This is a genomic window from Streptomyces sp. NPDC098781 (genome assembly GCF_044759995.1).
GTDB lineage: Bacteria > Actinomycetota > Actinomycetes > Streptomycetales > Streptomycetaceae > Streptomyces.
This window is the reverse complement of sequence record NZ_JBIWAK010000004.1, coordinates 808,842-822,796: the sequence shown is the minus strand read 5'-3', so window position 1 is coordinate 822,796 and position 13,955 is coordinate 808,842. Positions and strand designations below refer to the sequence as shown.

16 protein-coding genes are annotated in these 13,955 nt (G+C 70.1%); 8 read left to right on the top strand and 8 right to left on the bottom strand.

Annotated features, from left to right (window positions below; translation table 11 throughout):
- Window positions 1-219: 219 nt before the first annotated feature.
- A complete protein-coding gene (locus tag ACIQWG_RS20645; RefSeq protein ID WP_404097638.1) occupies window positions 220-1,263 on the bottom strand; it encodes an NAD(P)-dependent alcohol dehydrogenase in 1,044 nt (347 codons plus the stop codon).
- Window positions 1,264-1,442: 179 nt separating this feature from the next.
- Here ACIQWG_RS20645 and ACIQWG_RS20640 point away from each other — a divergent pair, with 179 nt between their 5' ends.
- Window positions 1,443-2,402: a helix-turn-helix domain-containing protein gene (locus ACIQWG_RS20640; RefSeq protein WP_404097635.1), complete on the top strand. Its 960-nt coding sequence runs from the start codon at window positions 1,443-1,445 to the stop codon at window positions 2,400-2,402.
- 6 nt (window positions 2,403-2,408) lie between these two features.
- Here the strand turns inward: ACIQWG_RS20640 and ACIQWG_RS20635 are convergent, their stop codons facing one another.
- Window positions 2,409-2,879: an SRPBCC family protein gene (locus tag ACIQWG_RS20635; RefSeq protein ID WP_404097632.1), complete on the bottom strand. Its 471-nt coding sequence runs from the start codon at window positions 2,877-2,879 to the stop codon at window positions 2,409-2,411.
- Window positions 2,880-3,055: 176 nt separating this feature from the next.
- On the opposite strand from ACIQWG_RS20635, the gene ACIQWG_RS20630 reads away from it, so the two are divergent.
- Together ACIQWG_RS20630 and msrA are read left to right on the top strand one after the other, a co-directional pair.
- Window positions 3,056-3,853 (top strand): carbon-nitrogen family hydrolase, encoded by a 798-nt coding sequence (locus ACIQWG_RS20630; protein WP_404097758.1) that lies wholly within the window; start codon window positions 3,056-3,058, stop codon window positions 3,851-3,853.
- 132 nt (window positions 3,854-3,985) lie between these two features.
- On the top strand, window positions 3,986-4,498 hold the full coding sequence (msrA, locus tag ACIQWG_RS20625) for a peptide-methionine (S)-S-oxide reductase MsrA (protein ID WP_404097629.1): 513 nt from the start codon (window positions 3,986-3,988) through the stop codon (window positions 4,496-4,498).
- A gap of 77 nt (window positions 4,499-4,575) precedes the next feature.
- Here the strand turns inward: msrA and ACIQWG_RS20620 are convergent, their stop codons facing one another.
- Together ACIQWG_RS20620 and ACIQWG_RS20615 are read right to left on the bottom strand one after the other, a co-directional pair.
- Window positions 4,576-5,685: a helix-turn-helix domain-containing protein gene (locus tag ACIQWG_RS20620; RefSeq protein WP_404097626.1), complete on the bottom strand. Its 1,110-nt coding sequence runs from the start codon at window positions 5,683-5,685 to the stop codon at window positions 4,576-4,578.
- A gap of 100 nt (window positions 5,686-5,785) precedes the next feature.
- Window positions 5,786-5,974: a hypothetical protein gene (locus ACIQWG_RS20615; protein WP_404097624.1), complete on the bottom strand. Its 189-nt coding sequence runs from the start codon at window positions 5,972-5,974 to the stop codon at window positions 5,786-5,788.
- 122 nt (window positions 5,975-6,096) lie between these two features.
- Here ACIQWG_RS20615 and ACIQWG_RS20610 point away from each other — a divergent pair, with 122 nt between their 5' ends.
- The gene (locus tag ACIQWG_RS20610; RefSeq protein ID WP_404097621.1) at window positions 6,097-6,369 is read left to right on the top strand and encodes a hypothetical protein; all 273 of its coding nucleotides are present in this window, start codon (window positions 6,097-6,099) and stop codon (window positions 6,367-6,369) included.
- Between the two features lie 155 nt (window positions 6,370-6,524).
- Here ACIQWG_RS20610 and ACIQWG_RS20605 read toward each other — a convergent pair whose 3' ends face one another.
- A complete protein-coding gene (locus ACIQWG_RS20605) occupies window positions 6,525-7,643 on the bottom strand; it encodes a hypothetical protein (protein WP_404097618.1) in 1,119 nt (372 codons plus the stop codon).
- Window positions 7,644-7,864: 221 nt separating this feature from the next.
- Here ACIQWG_RS20605 and ACIQWG_RS20600 point away from each other — a divergent pair, with 221 nt between their 5' ends.
- Complete coding sequence (locus ACIQWG_RS20600) at window positions 7,865-9,019, top strand: cystathionine gamma-synthase (RefSeq protein WP_404097615.1); 1,155 nt, start codon at window positions 7,865-7,867, stop codon at window positions 9,017-9,019.
- A 24-nt stretch (window positions 9,020-9,043) separates the two neighbouring features.
- Here ACIQWG_RS20600 and ACIQWG_RS20595 read toward each other — a convergent pair whose 3' ends face one another.
- The 3 genes from ACIQWG_RS20595 to ACIQWG_RS20585 all read right to left on the bottom strand — a co-directional run bounded on the left by ACIQWG_RS20595 (window position 9,044) and on the right by ACIQWG_RS20585 (window position 10,508).
- A complete protein-coding gene (locus ACIQWG_RS20595; RefSeq protein WP_404097613.1) occupies window positions 9,044-9,292 on the bottom strand; it encodes a hypothetical protein in 249 nt (82 codons plus the stop codon).
- The gene (locus ACIQWG_RS20590; RefSeq protein WP_404097610.1) at window positions 9,289-9,801 is read right to left on the bottom strand and encodes a sigma factor-like helix-turn-helix DNA-binding protein; all 513 of its coding nucleotides are present in this window, start codon (window positions 9,799-9,801) and stop codon (window positions 9,289-9,291) included. The genes ACIQWG_RS20595 and ACIQWG_RS20590 overlap by 4 nt, the downstream gene beginning before the upstream one ends.
- A 200-nt stretch (window positions 9,802-10,001) precedes the next feature.
- Window positions 10,002-10,508: a MarR family winged helix-turn-helix transcriptional regulator gene (locus ACIQWG_RS20585; RefSeq protein ID WP_404097755.1), complete on the bottom strand. Its 507-nt coding sequence runs from the start codon at window positions 10,506-10,508 to the stop codon at window positions 10,002-10,004.
- A 163-nt stretch (window positions 10,509-10,671) separates the two neighbouring features.
- On the opposite strand from ACIQWG_RS20585, the gene ilvA reads away from it, so the two are divergent.
- The 3 genes from ilvA (at window position 10,672) to ACIQWG_RS20570 (ending at window position 13,933) form a co-directional block, all read left to right on the top strand.
- Entirely contained in the window at window positions 10,672-11,901 is a 1,230-nt protein-coding gene (gene ilvA / locus ACIQWG_RS20580; protein WP_404097608.1) for a threonine ammonia-lyase, read from the top strand.
- Between the two features lie 197 nt (window positions 11,902-12,098).
- Window positions 12,099-13,079: an ATP-binding cassette domain-containing protein gene (locus ACIQWG_RS20575; protein WP_404097605.1), complete on the top strand. Its 981-nt coding sequence runs from the start codon at window positions 12,099-12,101 to the stop codon at window positions 13,077-13,079.
- Window positions 13,076-13,933: an ABC transporter permease gene (locus ACIQWG_RS20570; protein ID WP_404097602.1), complete on the top strand. Its 858-nt coding sequence runs from the start codon at window positions 13,076-13,078 to the stop codon at window positions 13,931-13,933. The genes ACIQWG_RS20575 and ACIQWG_RS20570 overlap by 4 nt, the downstream gene beginning before the upstream one ends.
- Window positions 13,934-13,955: the final 22 nt, after the last annotated feature.

The window sequence follows — 13,955 nt, the reverse complement described above, 5'->3', positions numbered from 1 at the left end:
TCGGACGGGCTCCTTCGCTCTTCACGCTAGGCAGGACCGCCGTACGGCACATCGGTCGCAGGGAGGGGGCGGGACTACTCCTTCGGTACTCGGACTCCACGGCGCAGAGGGCCCCGGAGCAGTGCGGCTCCGGGGCCCTCGGTCGTGACCGTGGTCATGATGGTCGCAACGGTGGTGGCGGTCGCCGTATCCGGTCTGCCGCCGTCCGTGCCGACCGCCTCAGATCGTCGCCGTGTCGATCACGAACCGGTACCGCACATCGCTGCTGAGCACCCGCTCGTACGCCTCGTTGATCTGGTCCGCGCTGATCAGCTCGATCTCGGCGCCGATGCCGTGCGCGGCGCAGAAGTCCAGCATCTCCTGGGTCTCACGGATGCCGCCGATGCCAGAGCCGGCCAGCGTCTTGCGTCCGCCGATCACCGAGAAGAGATTGAGGGAGACGGGCTCCTCGGGCGCGCCGACGTTCACGAAGGCGCCGTCCGTCCTCAGCAGCGAGAGGAACCGGTCCAGGTTCAGCGGGGCCGACACCGTGGACAGGATCAGGTCGAAGCTGCCGGCCAGCTCCTCGAAAGTCTTCGGGTCGCTGGTGGCGTAGTAGTGGTCGGCGCCCAGCCGCAGCCCGTCGTCCTTCTTGCGCAGGGACTGCGACAGCACGGTCACCTCGGCGCCGAGCGCGTGCGCGATCTTCACGGCCATGTGGCCGAGCCCGCCCATGCCGAGGACCGCGACCTTCTTGCCGGGGCCGGCGTTCCAGTGCCTGAGCGGGGAGTAGGTGGTGATGCCGGCGCAGAGCAGCGGCGCGGCGACGTCCAGGGACAGGCCGTCGGGGATGCGGACCACGTACTGCTCGTCGACGACGATCTTCTGCGAGTAGCCGCCGTAGGTGGGCTCGCCGTCCTTGCCGACGGCGTTGTACGTGCCGATCATCCCGCCGCCGGTGCAGTACTGCTCCAGACCGGCCTTGCAGTTCTCGCACTCTCGGCAGGAGTCGACCATGCAGCCGACGCCCACGCGGTCGCCGGCCTTGTACTTCGTCACACCGGGGCCGACCTCGGAGACGACGCCGGCGATCTCGTGGCCGGGGACCATCGGGAAGATCGCCTCGCCCCAGCCCTCACGGGCCTGGTGGATGTCGGAGTGGCAGATACCGGCGAACTCGATGTCGATCAGGACGTCGAACTCGCCGACCGCACGGCGCTCGATGGTGGTGCGCTCCAGCGGAGCCTTCGCGGAGGGTGCTGCGTATGCGGCAACGGTGGTCATGCCGGGTTCTCCTAGAGGGGGTTTCGCGCCCGGCTGCCTTCTGGTCCTGCTCGTCCGGGCACGAGTTCAGCCTGCCGATCCGGCGGCCGCTCACCCAGACCTCGGTTGTACGTACGTCCGCCGTGCCTACCACTGACGGGGACAGGCTCGTATGCGTACGACGAGGAATACTCGGGACCATGGATGAACAGCGCCGATCCATGACAGGACCCGCCGCCGACCCGGCCGCGGACGCCGACCCGGCAGCCGGGCACGGGGCCGGGCTGGACCGGCGCGCCGAGCTCAGCGAGTTCCTGCGCACCCGGCGGGCCCGGCTGAAGCCGGAGGACGTGGGGCTGCCGGACTTCGGGCGGCACCGCAGGGTCCCGGGCCTGCGGCGCGAGGAGCTGGCACAGCTGGCCGGAGTCTCCGTGGCGTACTACACGCGCCTGGAGCAGGGCAACGGACGCAACGTCTCGGCGGAGGTCCTCGACGCCATCGCCCGGGCGCTGCGGCTGACCGACGCCGAGCACGCGCACCTCATGCATCTCGCCAAGCCGAAGCAGCACAAGAAGAAGCAGGCGGCCCGCATGGAACACGTGCGGCCGGTGCTGCGGCAACTGCTGGACTCGATCGACAGCGTCCCGGCGTACATCTCGGGCCGCCGCTCGGACATCCTCGCCTGGAACCCGATGGCGGCGGCGGTCTTCGGCGACTGGGCGGAGCTGCCGGCGCGGGACCGGAACTGGGCGCGGCTGGTGTTCCTGCGGCCCGAGTACCGCGAGCTGTTCGTGGAGTGGGACCAGAAGGCGTCCGACATGGTCGCCTTCCTGCGCATGGACGCGGGCTGCCACCCGGACGACCCGCGGCTGTCCGCCCTCGTCGGTGAACTCTCCGTCAAGAGCGAGGAGTTCCGACGGCTGTGGGCCACCCACGACGTCAAGGAGAAGAGCTACGGCGTCAAGCGTCTGCGGCACCCCCTGGTGGGCGAGCTGACCCTGAACTTCGAGTCCTTCCAGCTGACGGACGGCACGGACCAGGTTCTGATCACCTACCACGCGGAACCGGGCTCGCCGTCGGCTGAGGCGCTGCGGCTGCTGGCCAGCTGGGGGACGGACGCGACGAAGGCGGGGACGGGGGCGTCGACGCCTTCGTCGTGACCTGCCTCAGCGGCCCTGGCCCCGGCTCTCGACCGCGCGGGCGATGTCGTCCAGGTCCTTCGCGATGGCCTTGGTCACCGCCCGGGTGCCCAGGCCGCCGAGGATCTTCGCGAGCAGGCCCGCGACGCCCCCGGAGGCCACGGCGGAGAAGGTCATCCGCACCGTCGACGCCGACGGCCCGTCCGCCCGTACCTGCCACTCCGAGACGTAGTGCGTGCCGTGCGACTCGGCCTCCACCACATAGCGCTCGGGGGGCTCGCAGACGGTCACCCACATCTCCTCGGTGGCCTCCTTGCCGAACATCCGCCGGGTCTCCCGCCATCGCGTGCCCACGCCGAAGGCCCCGTCCGTGAGCACCTCGACGCGCGTCACCCCGCTGAGCGCGCGCTCCATCCCGGCCAGGTCCGTCAGGGCCTCCCACACCGGCCCCTGTCCCGCCGCGACTTTCCGCTCCACAACGACACTTTTGCTGGTCATGCCTTTCATGAAATCAGCAGCCACTGACAACGGCGCCCGGACCGACGCGTGAGCCGACGGGTGGCCGCCCGAGCGGGTCTCCCTACGCTGGAAGAAGGGGACGTGTCCCGGGGGACGGGCGCGGAGCCGGTCCCGGGAGCCCGGAGGTGACAGCCATGAGCTCGGAGGTGACAGCCATGCGTGCCTCACTGGTCCAGCTGTCCGTCGACGCGACGGAATCCGTCGAGGAACGCCGTCACAGAGCCGCCGCGCTGGTCCGCGGCCGGGTGGGCGACGATCTCGTGGTCCTGCCGGAGCTGTGGACGGCCGGAGCCTGGTCGTACGACCGCTGGGACGACGACGCCGAGAAGATCGACGGCCCCACCGCCGAGGTCATGTCGGCCGCCGCCCGGCAGGCCGGGACGTGGCTGCACGCCGGGTCGATCGTCGAACGGGACGGGGACGGGACGCTGTACAACACCGCCCTCCTCTTCGACCGGACCGGCGATCTGAAGGGCGTCTACCGCAAGATCCACCGGTACGGCTTCGACACCGGCGAGGCGACCATGATGGGCGGCGGCCACGACATCGTGACCGTGCCCACCGAGTTCGGTGTGATCGGCCTCGCCATCTGCTACGACCTCCGCTTCCCGGAACTCTTCCGGGGCCTGCTCGACGCCGGCGCGGAGCTGATCGCCGTACCCGCCGCCTGGCCCGCGGCCCGCCTCACCCACTGGCACCTCCTCACCCGCACCAGGGCCCTGGAGGAACAGGTCTTCCTCCTCGCCTGCTGCGCGACCGGCACCCACGCGGACATGCGCCAGGCCGGGCACAGCGCGATCATCGATCCCTGGGGGACGGTCCTGGCCGAGGCCGCCACCGCGGAGGAGACGCTGACGGCGGACCTGGACATGAACGAGGTCACCCGGATCCGCTCCGAACTTCCCGTCCTGCGCGACCGGGTGCTGGCCGTCGGAAGTGCCATGGCGCGGTGAGGCGGCAGGACCGGCGGGGCGGGTCAGGAATCGCCTGGAACCCTCGTGCGTTGTGGAGGGTGGGCATCGGATGCCAGTGATGTGCGACCCGAGCAGCCCCAATGACCAGCTGACACGTATTGGAGGGCCGCAATGGCTGCGCAGACGCAGAGGGCCGTGCTCGCGGGCGGATGTTTCTGGGGGATGCAGGACCTGATCCGTCGGCTTCCGGGCGTGACGGCGACCCGGGTCGGATACACCGGCGGTGACGTGCCGAACGCGACCTACCGCAACCACGGCACACACGCCGAGGGCATCGAGATCCTCTTCGACCCCGAGAAGACGGACTACCGCGCGATCCTGGAGCTCTTCTTCCAGATCCACGACCCGAGCACGAAGAACCGCCAGGGCAACGACATCGGCCTCAGCTACCGCTCGGCGATCTACTACGTGGACGACGAGCAGAAGCGGATCGCCGAGGACACCATCGCGGACGTGGACGCCTCCGGCCTGTGGCCGGGCAAGGTCGTCACCGAGGTGGAGCCGGTCGGGCCCTTCTGGGAGGCGGAGCCGGAGCACCAGGACTACCTGGAGCGCTACCCGGACGGCTACACCTGCCACTTCCCGCGCCCGGGGTGGCGCTTGCCGGCCCGCGCGGAGGGCTGACCGCACGTCGGCCCGCCCGTCGGCTGCGGAGCCCCACTGGCCGGGGCTCCGCAGCCGGTGCCTGTCCGGCGCCACGGTCACACTTGACGCTGGGGAAAGCCCCAGGGACGCCAGAGCTGTGCGTCGTCCGCGTCGACCGGTTGCGGAGCCTGTCCCGGGATGGCGGCCTCAGCCACCTGTGCCGGGGAATCGGTGGCAGGGCCGGTCTCGGGCTGCCGACGCGCGTGCCGGCCTTTCACCTCGGTGTGGCTCTCGTTGATGTTGAAGTCGATCAGCAGAAGTTCCAGAAGGTGGGCCTCCTCGGCGGCGCCCACGGTGTCCAGCCCCTTCTGGACCGCGCGAACGAGCCGCTCGATCTCGATCTTCGCTCGTCTTTCCATGTTCGACCGCTGCGTCTCGGATCGCTGAACCGCCTGCTCGGCCTCACCGCGGAGCAGGTCGACCTCGCTGAGCATCCGGTCCGTCTGCGCGGCTGCCTTCTCGCGATGGGCCTTGGCATCCTCGATGGCCCGTTGCTTCAGAGCGCTCGCTTCCTGCTGCGCCTTGCGGCGGACCGCGTCAGCCCGGTCATTGGCTTCCTGGACGATCTGGTCGTGCTCCATCCGGGCCAGCAGTACGTGCCGGTCGGCCTTTGCGCGTGCCTCCGCAAGGATCGACTCGGCCTGCCGTTCCACATCGGGCATCCGCTCGTGGGCCTGCTGGACCTGCGCCATGGCCTCCGACAGTACGGAGCGCGCCTGCGCCTCAAGTGCCGTCGCTCTCTCCATACGGGCTGCCGCGGCTTCGGCTGCCGAGTTCGCCTGCGCGATAACGGAATCGGGGTGAAGGGTCAGCGTCAGCAGTCGCTTGTTCTCGTACTCCAGGCGCGCCAATCTCGCTTCCGGGGAGTCACCTTGGCGTTCGGCGGCCGCTTGGAACTCTTCCTCGGCTTCACGCAGCGTCTTCAGTCGTGCCAACCAAGCCTGGGGGTCTCCGCCGAGTGCTTGGACAACATCGTGGACGAGGTCGTCGTGCGGCACCCGTCGGGCGTTGAACAACTCCGAAAGACGGGGTTGGGCATAGCCCGTCTTCTTGGCCAGCCTGGTCAGGCTGGGGGAACCCGAGTTCTCACGCAGCGCGCGCAAGGCTAACGCGAAGCCCGTCAACGGCCGTCCGTCGTCGGGCAGGACATTGATCCTCCGGCCCATGAACCCCCCTCGCACCGCTTTCTCAGCAGGCGGGTCATTCTTCAGGTGCGGGGACTCGACATCCAGTTGATCCGCGGTATCCGAACGGGAGCACGGATGATCAACAGCCGTAGCGTGACCGCTGTTTCATCGAGGCGGCTCGGCGATGAATGATTCGAAGATCGCGGTGATTGCCGTGGGGGGCATTCTGAGCGGTCGCTTGCTCATTCATCGCCATTTCTTCGACTTCGAGTATCGGGTTTGGCTGGAAGTTCGGCGCCGCCTTCACTGAGAGGAACAGCCAGTCCACGCGTGTGAGCGGGGCGGCGCCGGTCTCTTTGTGCCGGCGGTTGTCAGGCGCGCAGCGCACCCGTCTTCTCCGCGGGACTCGTGCTGCCCGAACAAAGTCAGCACTCAGTAAGGGACCTGCGAATGACCCCCCAGCGCCGCACCAAGAAGATCACTTCGGACCAGAAGGTCGCTGATCCGGAAGGGGTACGCCGTAGGGTATGGCGGCTCGAGGTACCGGCGCCGCGGCTGCCCGCCATCCCCACCATCACAGCCGTCGGCAGTAGTGGTGGGCTCACCGCGGCCATCGCCACGGGCCACGTCCAGCCGGGCGTGGTCTGGCCCGCGGTCGCCCTCGCGATCGCCGGCTTGGCGTACGACATCGCCGTCCGCGCGCTCAACAGGCGGCCTGTCTGACTCCTGGTCCGTCGTCCACCCTCCGCAACATGATGAGGGCCGGCCCCGGAGGCAACTTCTCCTGGGAGTCGGCCCTCTCACGTGTCCCGGGCCCCACGCCACCGAGATGCCGAGATGCTCCGGCCGCCGCTCCCGGACCCTCGTGGGCCCGCTGATCAGTGCGGCAGAGTCGCCGGGCTGCCGCCGTTCGCCTCGTAGCCCGCCACCGCGAGCGCGCGGTAGACGGCGAACTCGGCGGCCGGGTCGGTGGACAGTGTCCAGGGCAGGGCGCCGACATGGCCGTCGACGTGGATCAGCTGGTTCATCGCCTCCGACCAGCGCTCGCCGCGGACCAGGAAGAAGATCAGCAGGTGGCGTACGTGCGCCAGCATCGGGTCGTCGGGGCGGGCCGCGTTCACCGCGTACAGCGCGCCGTGGATCGCCTTCGTCACGACCTCGCTCTGGTAGAAGCCGCTGACCAGGTTCACCTCCGGCAGGTGCTCGAACACCGCGAAGAGCGGCATGGCCGCCAGGAGGGAGCCCTGGGGAGCGCGGGCCGCCGCCGCTTCCGCGAACTCGTTGGCCAGCTGGCGCGAGCCGTGCCACTTCTCGCACCAGTAGTGCAGGGCCGCCAGATGGGCGCCCATGTGGGCCGGGGCGCGGTCCAGGATCTTCAGCCAGAGCTGCTCGAACTCCGGGCGGGGATAGGCGAGTCCACGGGCCACCGACAGCTCGACGATGTACGGGATCGGGTCACCGGGAGCGAGCAGGGCCGCGTCGCCGCACGCCGACTTCGCCTCCTCCATGATGATCCGGAACTCGTCCGTGCCGGGCGTCGCCGTGCGCCACGCCTGCTGCACCAGGAACTCCGCGTGGACGGCCGCCCCGCCTGCGTCCTTGGGCTGTTCGGTCCGCCACACCCGCAGCCACTGGCCGCCCGGCGACTCGCTGACACCGCCGGGGCGCTGCTGAAGCTCCAGTGCGGCGGCGCCGGCGAAGGCCTGCACACGCTGCCAGCGCAGCTCGCCCTCCGCCTCCGTGCCGGCCAGCAGCTGCGAGGCGGCCCGGTAGTCCTGGGTGCGCTGCACCAGGTCGAGGACGTCCAGCAGGTCCTGGTCGGGGCCGGGCATGCGGATGTCCAGCTCCTCCTGCCGTACGAAGCCGTAGTTCGCCGGGTCCGCGGCGTCCGGGTGGCCCGGCTGGACCTGCTCGATCATGCCCCGCCTGCGGCGCATGAACGGCACCAGCACAAAGCCGATCATGAGCACCGCGAACAGGACCCAGAGAATTTCCATGGCTCCAGCGTTCCAGACGCCGCCGACAATTGGCCAACGAGGTCGCAGGCCTGTGGAGAAAGCGTTCTGCTGCCTTGGTCACCTGGGGTCTGGTGGGGGTCCGGTGCGGTCCGGTGGGGGGCCGGTGGGGTCCTGCCGTCCGGGTCCGCCGCTGAGGTGCGAGGGGCCCGGAAACCCCGTCGTCCGGCATCCGTCCCGTTCGCGCACTACGCTCGGTGCCCATGAGCGACAGGCACATCAGTCAGCACTTCGAGACCCTCGCGATCCACGCCGGTAACACCGCCGATCCGCTTACCGGCGCGGTCGTCCCGCCGATCTACCAGGTCTCGACCTACAAGCAGGACGGCGTCGGCGGCCTGCGCGGCGGCTACGAGTACAGCCGCAGCGCCAATCCGACCAGGACCGCCCTGGAGGAGAACCTCGCCGCCCTCGAGGGCGGTCGTCGCGGGCTCGCGTTCGCGTCCGGACTGGCGGCCGAGGACTGCCTGTTGCGTACGCTGCTCAGCCCCGGTGACCACGTGGTCATCCCCAACGACGCGTACGGCGGCACGTTCCGGCTGTTCGCGAAGGTCGTTGCGCGGTGGGGGGTGGAGTGGTCGGTCGCCGACACCAGTGACCCGTCCGCCGTGCGGGCCGCCATCACCCCGAAGACCAAGGTCGTCTGGGTGGAGACCCCCTCCAACCCGCTGCTCGGCATCACCGACATCCCCGCCGTCGCACAGGTCGCCCGGGACGCCGGCGCGAAGCTCGTCGTCGACAACACCTTCGCCACGCCCTACCTTCAGCAGCCGCTGTCGCTCGGCGCGGACGTCGTCGTGCACTCCCTGACCAAGTACATGGGCGGCCACTCCGACGTGGTCGGCGGCGCGCTGATCGTCAGCGACTCGGACCTGGGCGACGAGCTGGCCTTCCACCAGAACGCCATGGGCGCCGTCGCCGGCCCCTTCGACTCGTGGCTGGTGCTGCGCGGCACCAAGACACTGTCGGTGCGCATGGACCGGCACAGCGAGAACGCCACGAAGATCGCCGACATGCTGACCCGGCACGCGCGCGTGACGCAGGTGCTCTACCCGGGCCTGCCCGAGCACCCCGGGCACGAGGTCGCCGCCAAGCAGATGCGGGCGTTCGGCGGCATGATCTCCTTCCGGGTCACCGGCGGTGAGGAGGCGGCGGTCGAGGTCTGCAACCGCGCCAAGGTGTTCACCCTCGGCGAGTCCCTGGGCGGCGTCGAGTCCCTGATCGAGCACCCGGGACGGATGACCCACGCCTCGGTGACCGGCTCGGCCCTCGAGGTGCCCGCCGACCTCGTCCGTCTGTCCGTCGGTATCGAGAACGTCGACGACCTGCTCGAAGACCTTCAGCAGGCGCTCGGCTGAGCCCAGGCCGGAAGGGCCCAGGGCTCACCAGCCCATCAGTGGTGGAGTCGTCTCCGAGGGCGGCTCCACCCACGGTTGCGCCGTCAGCGCCCACACCGTGAACGCCACCGCCGCCGCGAACACCAGCAGCCACATCAGCCGTGCGGCGGCCCTCCGGCGGCGCAGCACACGGCCGCCGCGCCGCACCGCCTCCACGTACAGGTCCGGCGGCACCGGCGGAGGCGTGCGCTCCATGATCCGGCGTGCGGCTGCTTCGCGTTGGGGGCGGTTCACGGCGACACCGCCTTCGCTCCCAGCACGGTCGGCGCGCTCTCCCGGGGCGGGTGCAGCAGCGTCGCCGTCGCCCGGTCGCAGAGCGCCTGCACACGCTCGTGGGGCAAGCCGAGCAGGGCCGCCACCTGTTCCTCGGCGACACCCTCGTACAGCCGCAGAACCAGGATCAGCCGTTGCTGCGGGGAGAGCCGGGCGAGCGGGCCGTCGGCGGGCGGGCGGGACCGGCCCAGGGCGCCCAGAGCGCCGTACTCGTGCCAGGCGGCCCGGGAGAAGCGGCCGGCCAGGTGCTGGCGGGCGCGGTCGTACGGGTCCTCGCCGCGCAGTCGGTCCCAGCTCGCGTACGTGTGCGCGAGGGACAGCGTCAGCAGGCGCCGCGCGCGCGGGTTGTCGTCCCGGGGCTCGGCGGTGAGCAGCGTGGCGGCATGCAGCAGTCGCCCCGCCGCGCCCGCGACGAACGCCTCGAACTCCCGGTCCCGGCGGGCGTCCTGGACCTCTCTGCGTCGTCCCACCGCCCCTCCCGCCTTGCCGCGTCCTGAGGAACCGGCCCGTCCCCGCGCCTGACGCGCCGGTCGCACGGGGAGGACTCGGTTTCATATGAGGCCAGCGACGGCCCAGGGTCAAGAGCCGGGAGCGGATCACGCGGGCACGCGCGTGTGCCGGCCGCGCAAGAGGCGGCGGCGAGCCGAGGGGCGGTGCCCCTTCAGGACGGTCAGGAGGCCGCGTTCGTCTCGGTGCCCGAGATCCCCTGGGCGGCCATGCGGGTGGAGAGCGCGGTGTTGAAACGGGTCAGCAGCGCGCAGAACGACTCACGCTCCTCGGGTGCCCAGTCGTGTGTCAGCTCGGCCATCAACTGTCGCCGTGACGAGCGCACTTCCTCCAGCCGGGACTGCCCGCGCGGCGACAGCTGGAGCACCACGGCCCGGCCGTCCTCGGGGTGCGAGGTCCGCTTGACGAGCCCCGTGTCGACGAGCGGCGCCACCTGCCGGGTGACCGTCGACGAGTCGATGCCCATGCTCGCAGCGAGCGCCTTGACGCCCATGGGGCCTTCCTTGTCGAGGCGGTTGAGCAGCAGGTATGCGGCGCGGTCCATGGAGTTGCGCACCTGCCCGACCCCGCCGAGCCGGGTCTGTTCGGCACGGCGGGCGAACACCGCCACCTCGTGCTGAAGCGTGTCGAGCAGACCGCTGTCAGCGACGGTCGTCATGTCCATCGACATGTCAGGTGTTGTGGGCATGGCCGGAGGCTCACTTCATGAAGGGGGTGCTGGGTTGGGGGACAGGGTACGCGGCCCGGGCGCGGGGTGTACCGGCGCTGCGTAAACCTGTCTCGGTGCTTGGTCACACCAGGGCGGCGCGCCTGTGAACTGCGAGACTTGTGTCATGAGCTACCGCAAGGCTGACTCCTTGCCTCCCGTCACGCTCGACGACGTACGGGGTGCCCAGAAGATGCTGTCGGGCGTCTCGCGGGTGACGGCGATGGAAGGCAGCAGGTATCTGTCCCAGCTGGTGGGCGCGCCGGTGCACCTCAAGTGCGAGAACCTCCAGCGGACCGGCTCGTTCAAGCTGCGCGGCGCCTACGTCCGGATCGCCGGGCTGCTCCCGGAGGAGCGCGCGGCGGGGGTCGTGGCGGCCAGCGCCGGCAATCACGCGCAGGGGGTCGCGCTGGCGTCGTCGCTGCTCGGCGTGCACTCGACGGTGTTCATGCCGAAGGGCGCCCCGCTGCCGAAGATCAGTGCGACCCAGGACTACGGCGCCGAGGTGCGGCTGCACGGGCAGGTGGTCGACGAGACACTGGCCGCGGCGCAGGAGTACGCGGCCGAGACGGGCGCGGTGTTCATCCACCCCTTCGACCATCCCGACATCATCGCCGGTCAGGGGACGGTCGGCCTGGAGATCCTTGAACAGTGCCCGGAGGTCCGCACGATCGTCGTCGGCATCGGCGGGGGAGGGCTCGCGGCCGGCATCGCGATGGCGGTGAAGTCGCTGCGGCCCGACGTACGGATCGTGGGCGTGCAGGCGGAGGGCGCGGCGGCGTACCCGCCCTCGCTGGCGGCCGGGCGCCCGCTCGCCCTCGACAACCCGGCGACGATGGCCGACGGCATCAAGGTCGGCTGCCCCGGTGACGTGCCGTTCCGGATCATCGGCGACCTGGTGGACGAGGTCCGTACGGTCAGCGAGGACGAGCTGGCCACGGCCCTGCTGCTGTGTCTGGAGCGGGCCAAGCTGGTCGTCGAACCGGCCGGGGCGAGCCCGGTCGCGGCGCTGCTGAGCGACCCGGACGCCTTCGAGGGCCCGGTCGTCGCGGTGCTGTCCGGCGGGAACGTCGACCCGCTGCTGCTCCAGCGCGTCCTGCGGCACGGCATGGCCGCGCAGGGCCGCTACCTGGCCGTACGGCTGCGGCTGACGGACCGGCCGGGCGCGCTCGCCACGCTGCTCGGGGCGTTGTCAGTGGTGGACGCTAACGTCCTCGATGTGAGCCACGTACGGACCGACCCACGGCTCGGGCTCACGGAGGCGGAGGTCGAGCTGCACCTGGAGACGAAGGGCCGAGCGCACTGCGTCGAGGTCGGCCAGGCCCTGCGCGAAGCGGGCTACACCGTCATCGACTGAGCCGCGCAAGGTCGCCCGGCCTGGGCGACCCCGCGGGTGAAAGCCCCAGGTCGGAGTCTCTTTGTCACTCGTTCGGGAAACTCCATTGAGAGACGCGATACATCGCGTTATGGTGTGTCTCGAAAAATCCGCACCCGAGCGGAACGAAAGTGCAAACCTAGGCTTCCCGAAGCTTCCCCGACGACGTGGAGACTCATATGCCAGGCGCCATCTATGCCGAAGGCCTGGTGAAGACCTTCGGTGACGTAAGGGCTCTGGACGGTGTCGACCTCGATGTCCCCGAGGGCACCGTCCTGGGTCTGCTCGGGCCGAATGGCGCGGGCAAGACGACGGCCGTCCGCTGTCTGACCACCCTGCTGCGACCGGACAGCGGTTCGGCGGTCGTGGCCGGTGTCGACGTCCTCAAGGATCCCGACGCCGTTCGCCGCTCCATCGGCCTGTCCGGCCAGTTCGCCGCGGTGGACGAGTATCTGACCGGCCGCGAGAACCTCCAGATGGTCGGCCAGCTCTACCAGATGAAGGCCAAGGCGGCGAAGGCCCGCGCGGGCGAGCTGCTGGAGGAGTTCGACCTCGCCGACGCCGCCGACCGGCCCACCAAGACCTACTCCGGAGGCATGCGCCGCCGGCTCGACCTCGCGGCGGCCCTGGTGGTCTCACCTCCCGTGATGTTCATGGACGAGCCGACCACCGGCCTGGACCCGCGCAACCGCCAGTTGCTGTGGGAGGTCATCAAACGACTGGTCTCGGGCGGTACGACGCTGCTGCTGACCACCCAGTACCTGGAGGAGGCCGACCACCTGGCCCATGACATCGCCGTCGTGGACCACGGCCATGTCATCGCCAAGGGCACCTCCGACCAGCTCAAGGCCCGCACCGGCGGGGAGCGCGTCGAGGTCGTGGTGCACGAGCGCGACGACATACAGGCCGCCTCGGAGGTGCTGCGCGGCTTCGGCAAGGGCGACACGACGGTCGAGGACCACATGCGCAAGCTCACCGTGCCCGTGACCGGCGGCGCCAAGCTGCTCGCCGAGGTCATCCGCGAGCTCGACACCCGCGGTATCGAGATCGACGACATCGGACTGCGCCGGCCCACCCTCGACGATGTGTTCCTGTCGCTGACGGGCCACCTGGCGGAGATCAAGAACGAGGAGAACCACGACAAGGAGGCCGCGAAGTGAGCGCCGTGACCGACACCGTGCGGGTCGCGCCTGCCACGAACCCCTTCGGACAGTCCGTCCGGGACTCGATGGTCGTCGCCAAGCGCAATCTGATCCGGATGTCCCGGATCCCGGAAATGATCATCTACGGGCTCATCCAGCCCATCATGTTCGTGGTGCTGTTCACCTACGTCTTCGGCGGGTCCATGCAGATCGGCAACAGCACCAGCGCTGCCGACTACAAGAACTTCCTGATGGCGGGCATCTTCGCGCAGACCGTCACCTTCGCCACCGCCAGCTCCGGTGCGGGCATCGCCGACGACATGCACAAGGGCCTCATCGACCGCTTCCGCTCGCTGCCCATGGCGCGCGGCGCGGTGCTGACCGGGCGTACCTTCGCCGACCTCGTGCAGACCGCGCTGACCCTGGTCGTGCTCGCCGCGGTCGCCCTGCTGGTCGGCTGGCGGGTGGGGTCGGACGGCAGCACCAACGCCGGCAAGGTTCTCGCCGCCTTCGGTCTGCTGCTTCTGCTCGGCTACGCGTTCACCTGGATCGGCGCCCTGATCGGCATGTCCGTGAGCACCCCCGAGGCGGCCACGTCCAGCGGACTGATCTGGCTCTTCCCGGTCACGTTCATCTCGAACGCGTTCGTGGACACCAGCCATATGACCCCGTGGCTGCGGCACGTCGCCGACTGGAACCCGTTCAGCGCCACGGTCCAGGCCTGCCGGGAGCTGTTCGCCAATCCGGGAGTCTCACCGTCGGACGCCTGGCCCATGCAGCACCCGGTGTGGGCCTCGCTGATCTACTCGATCCTGATCATCGCCGTCTTCCGTACGTTGGCGGTGCGGAAGTACCGCTCCGCCACGGCATGACGAAGCCCCCGGCGCCGAGGGG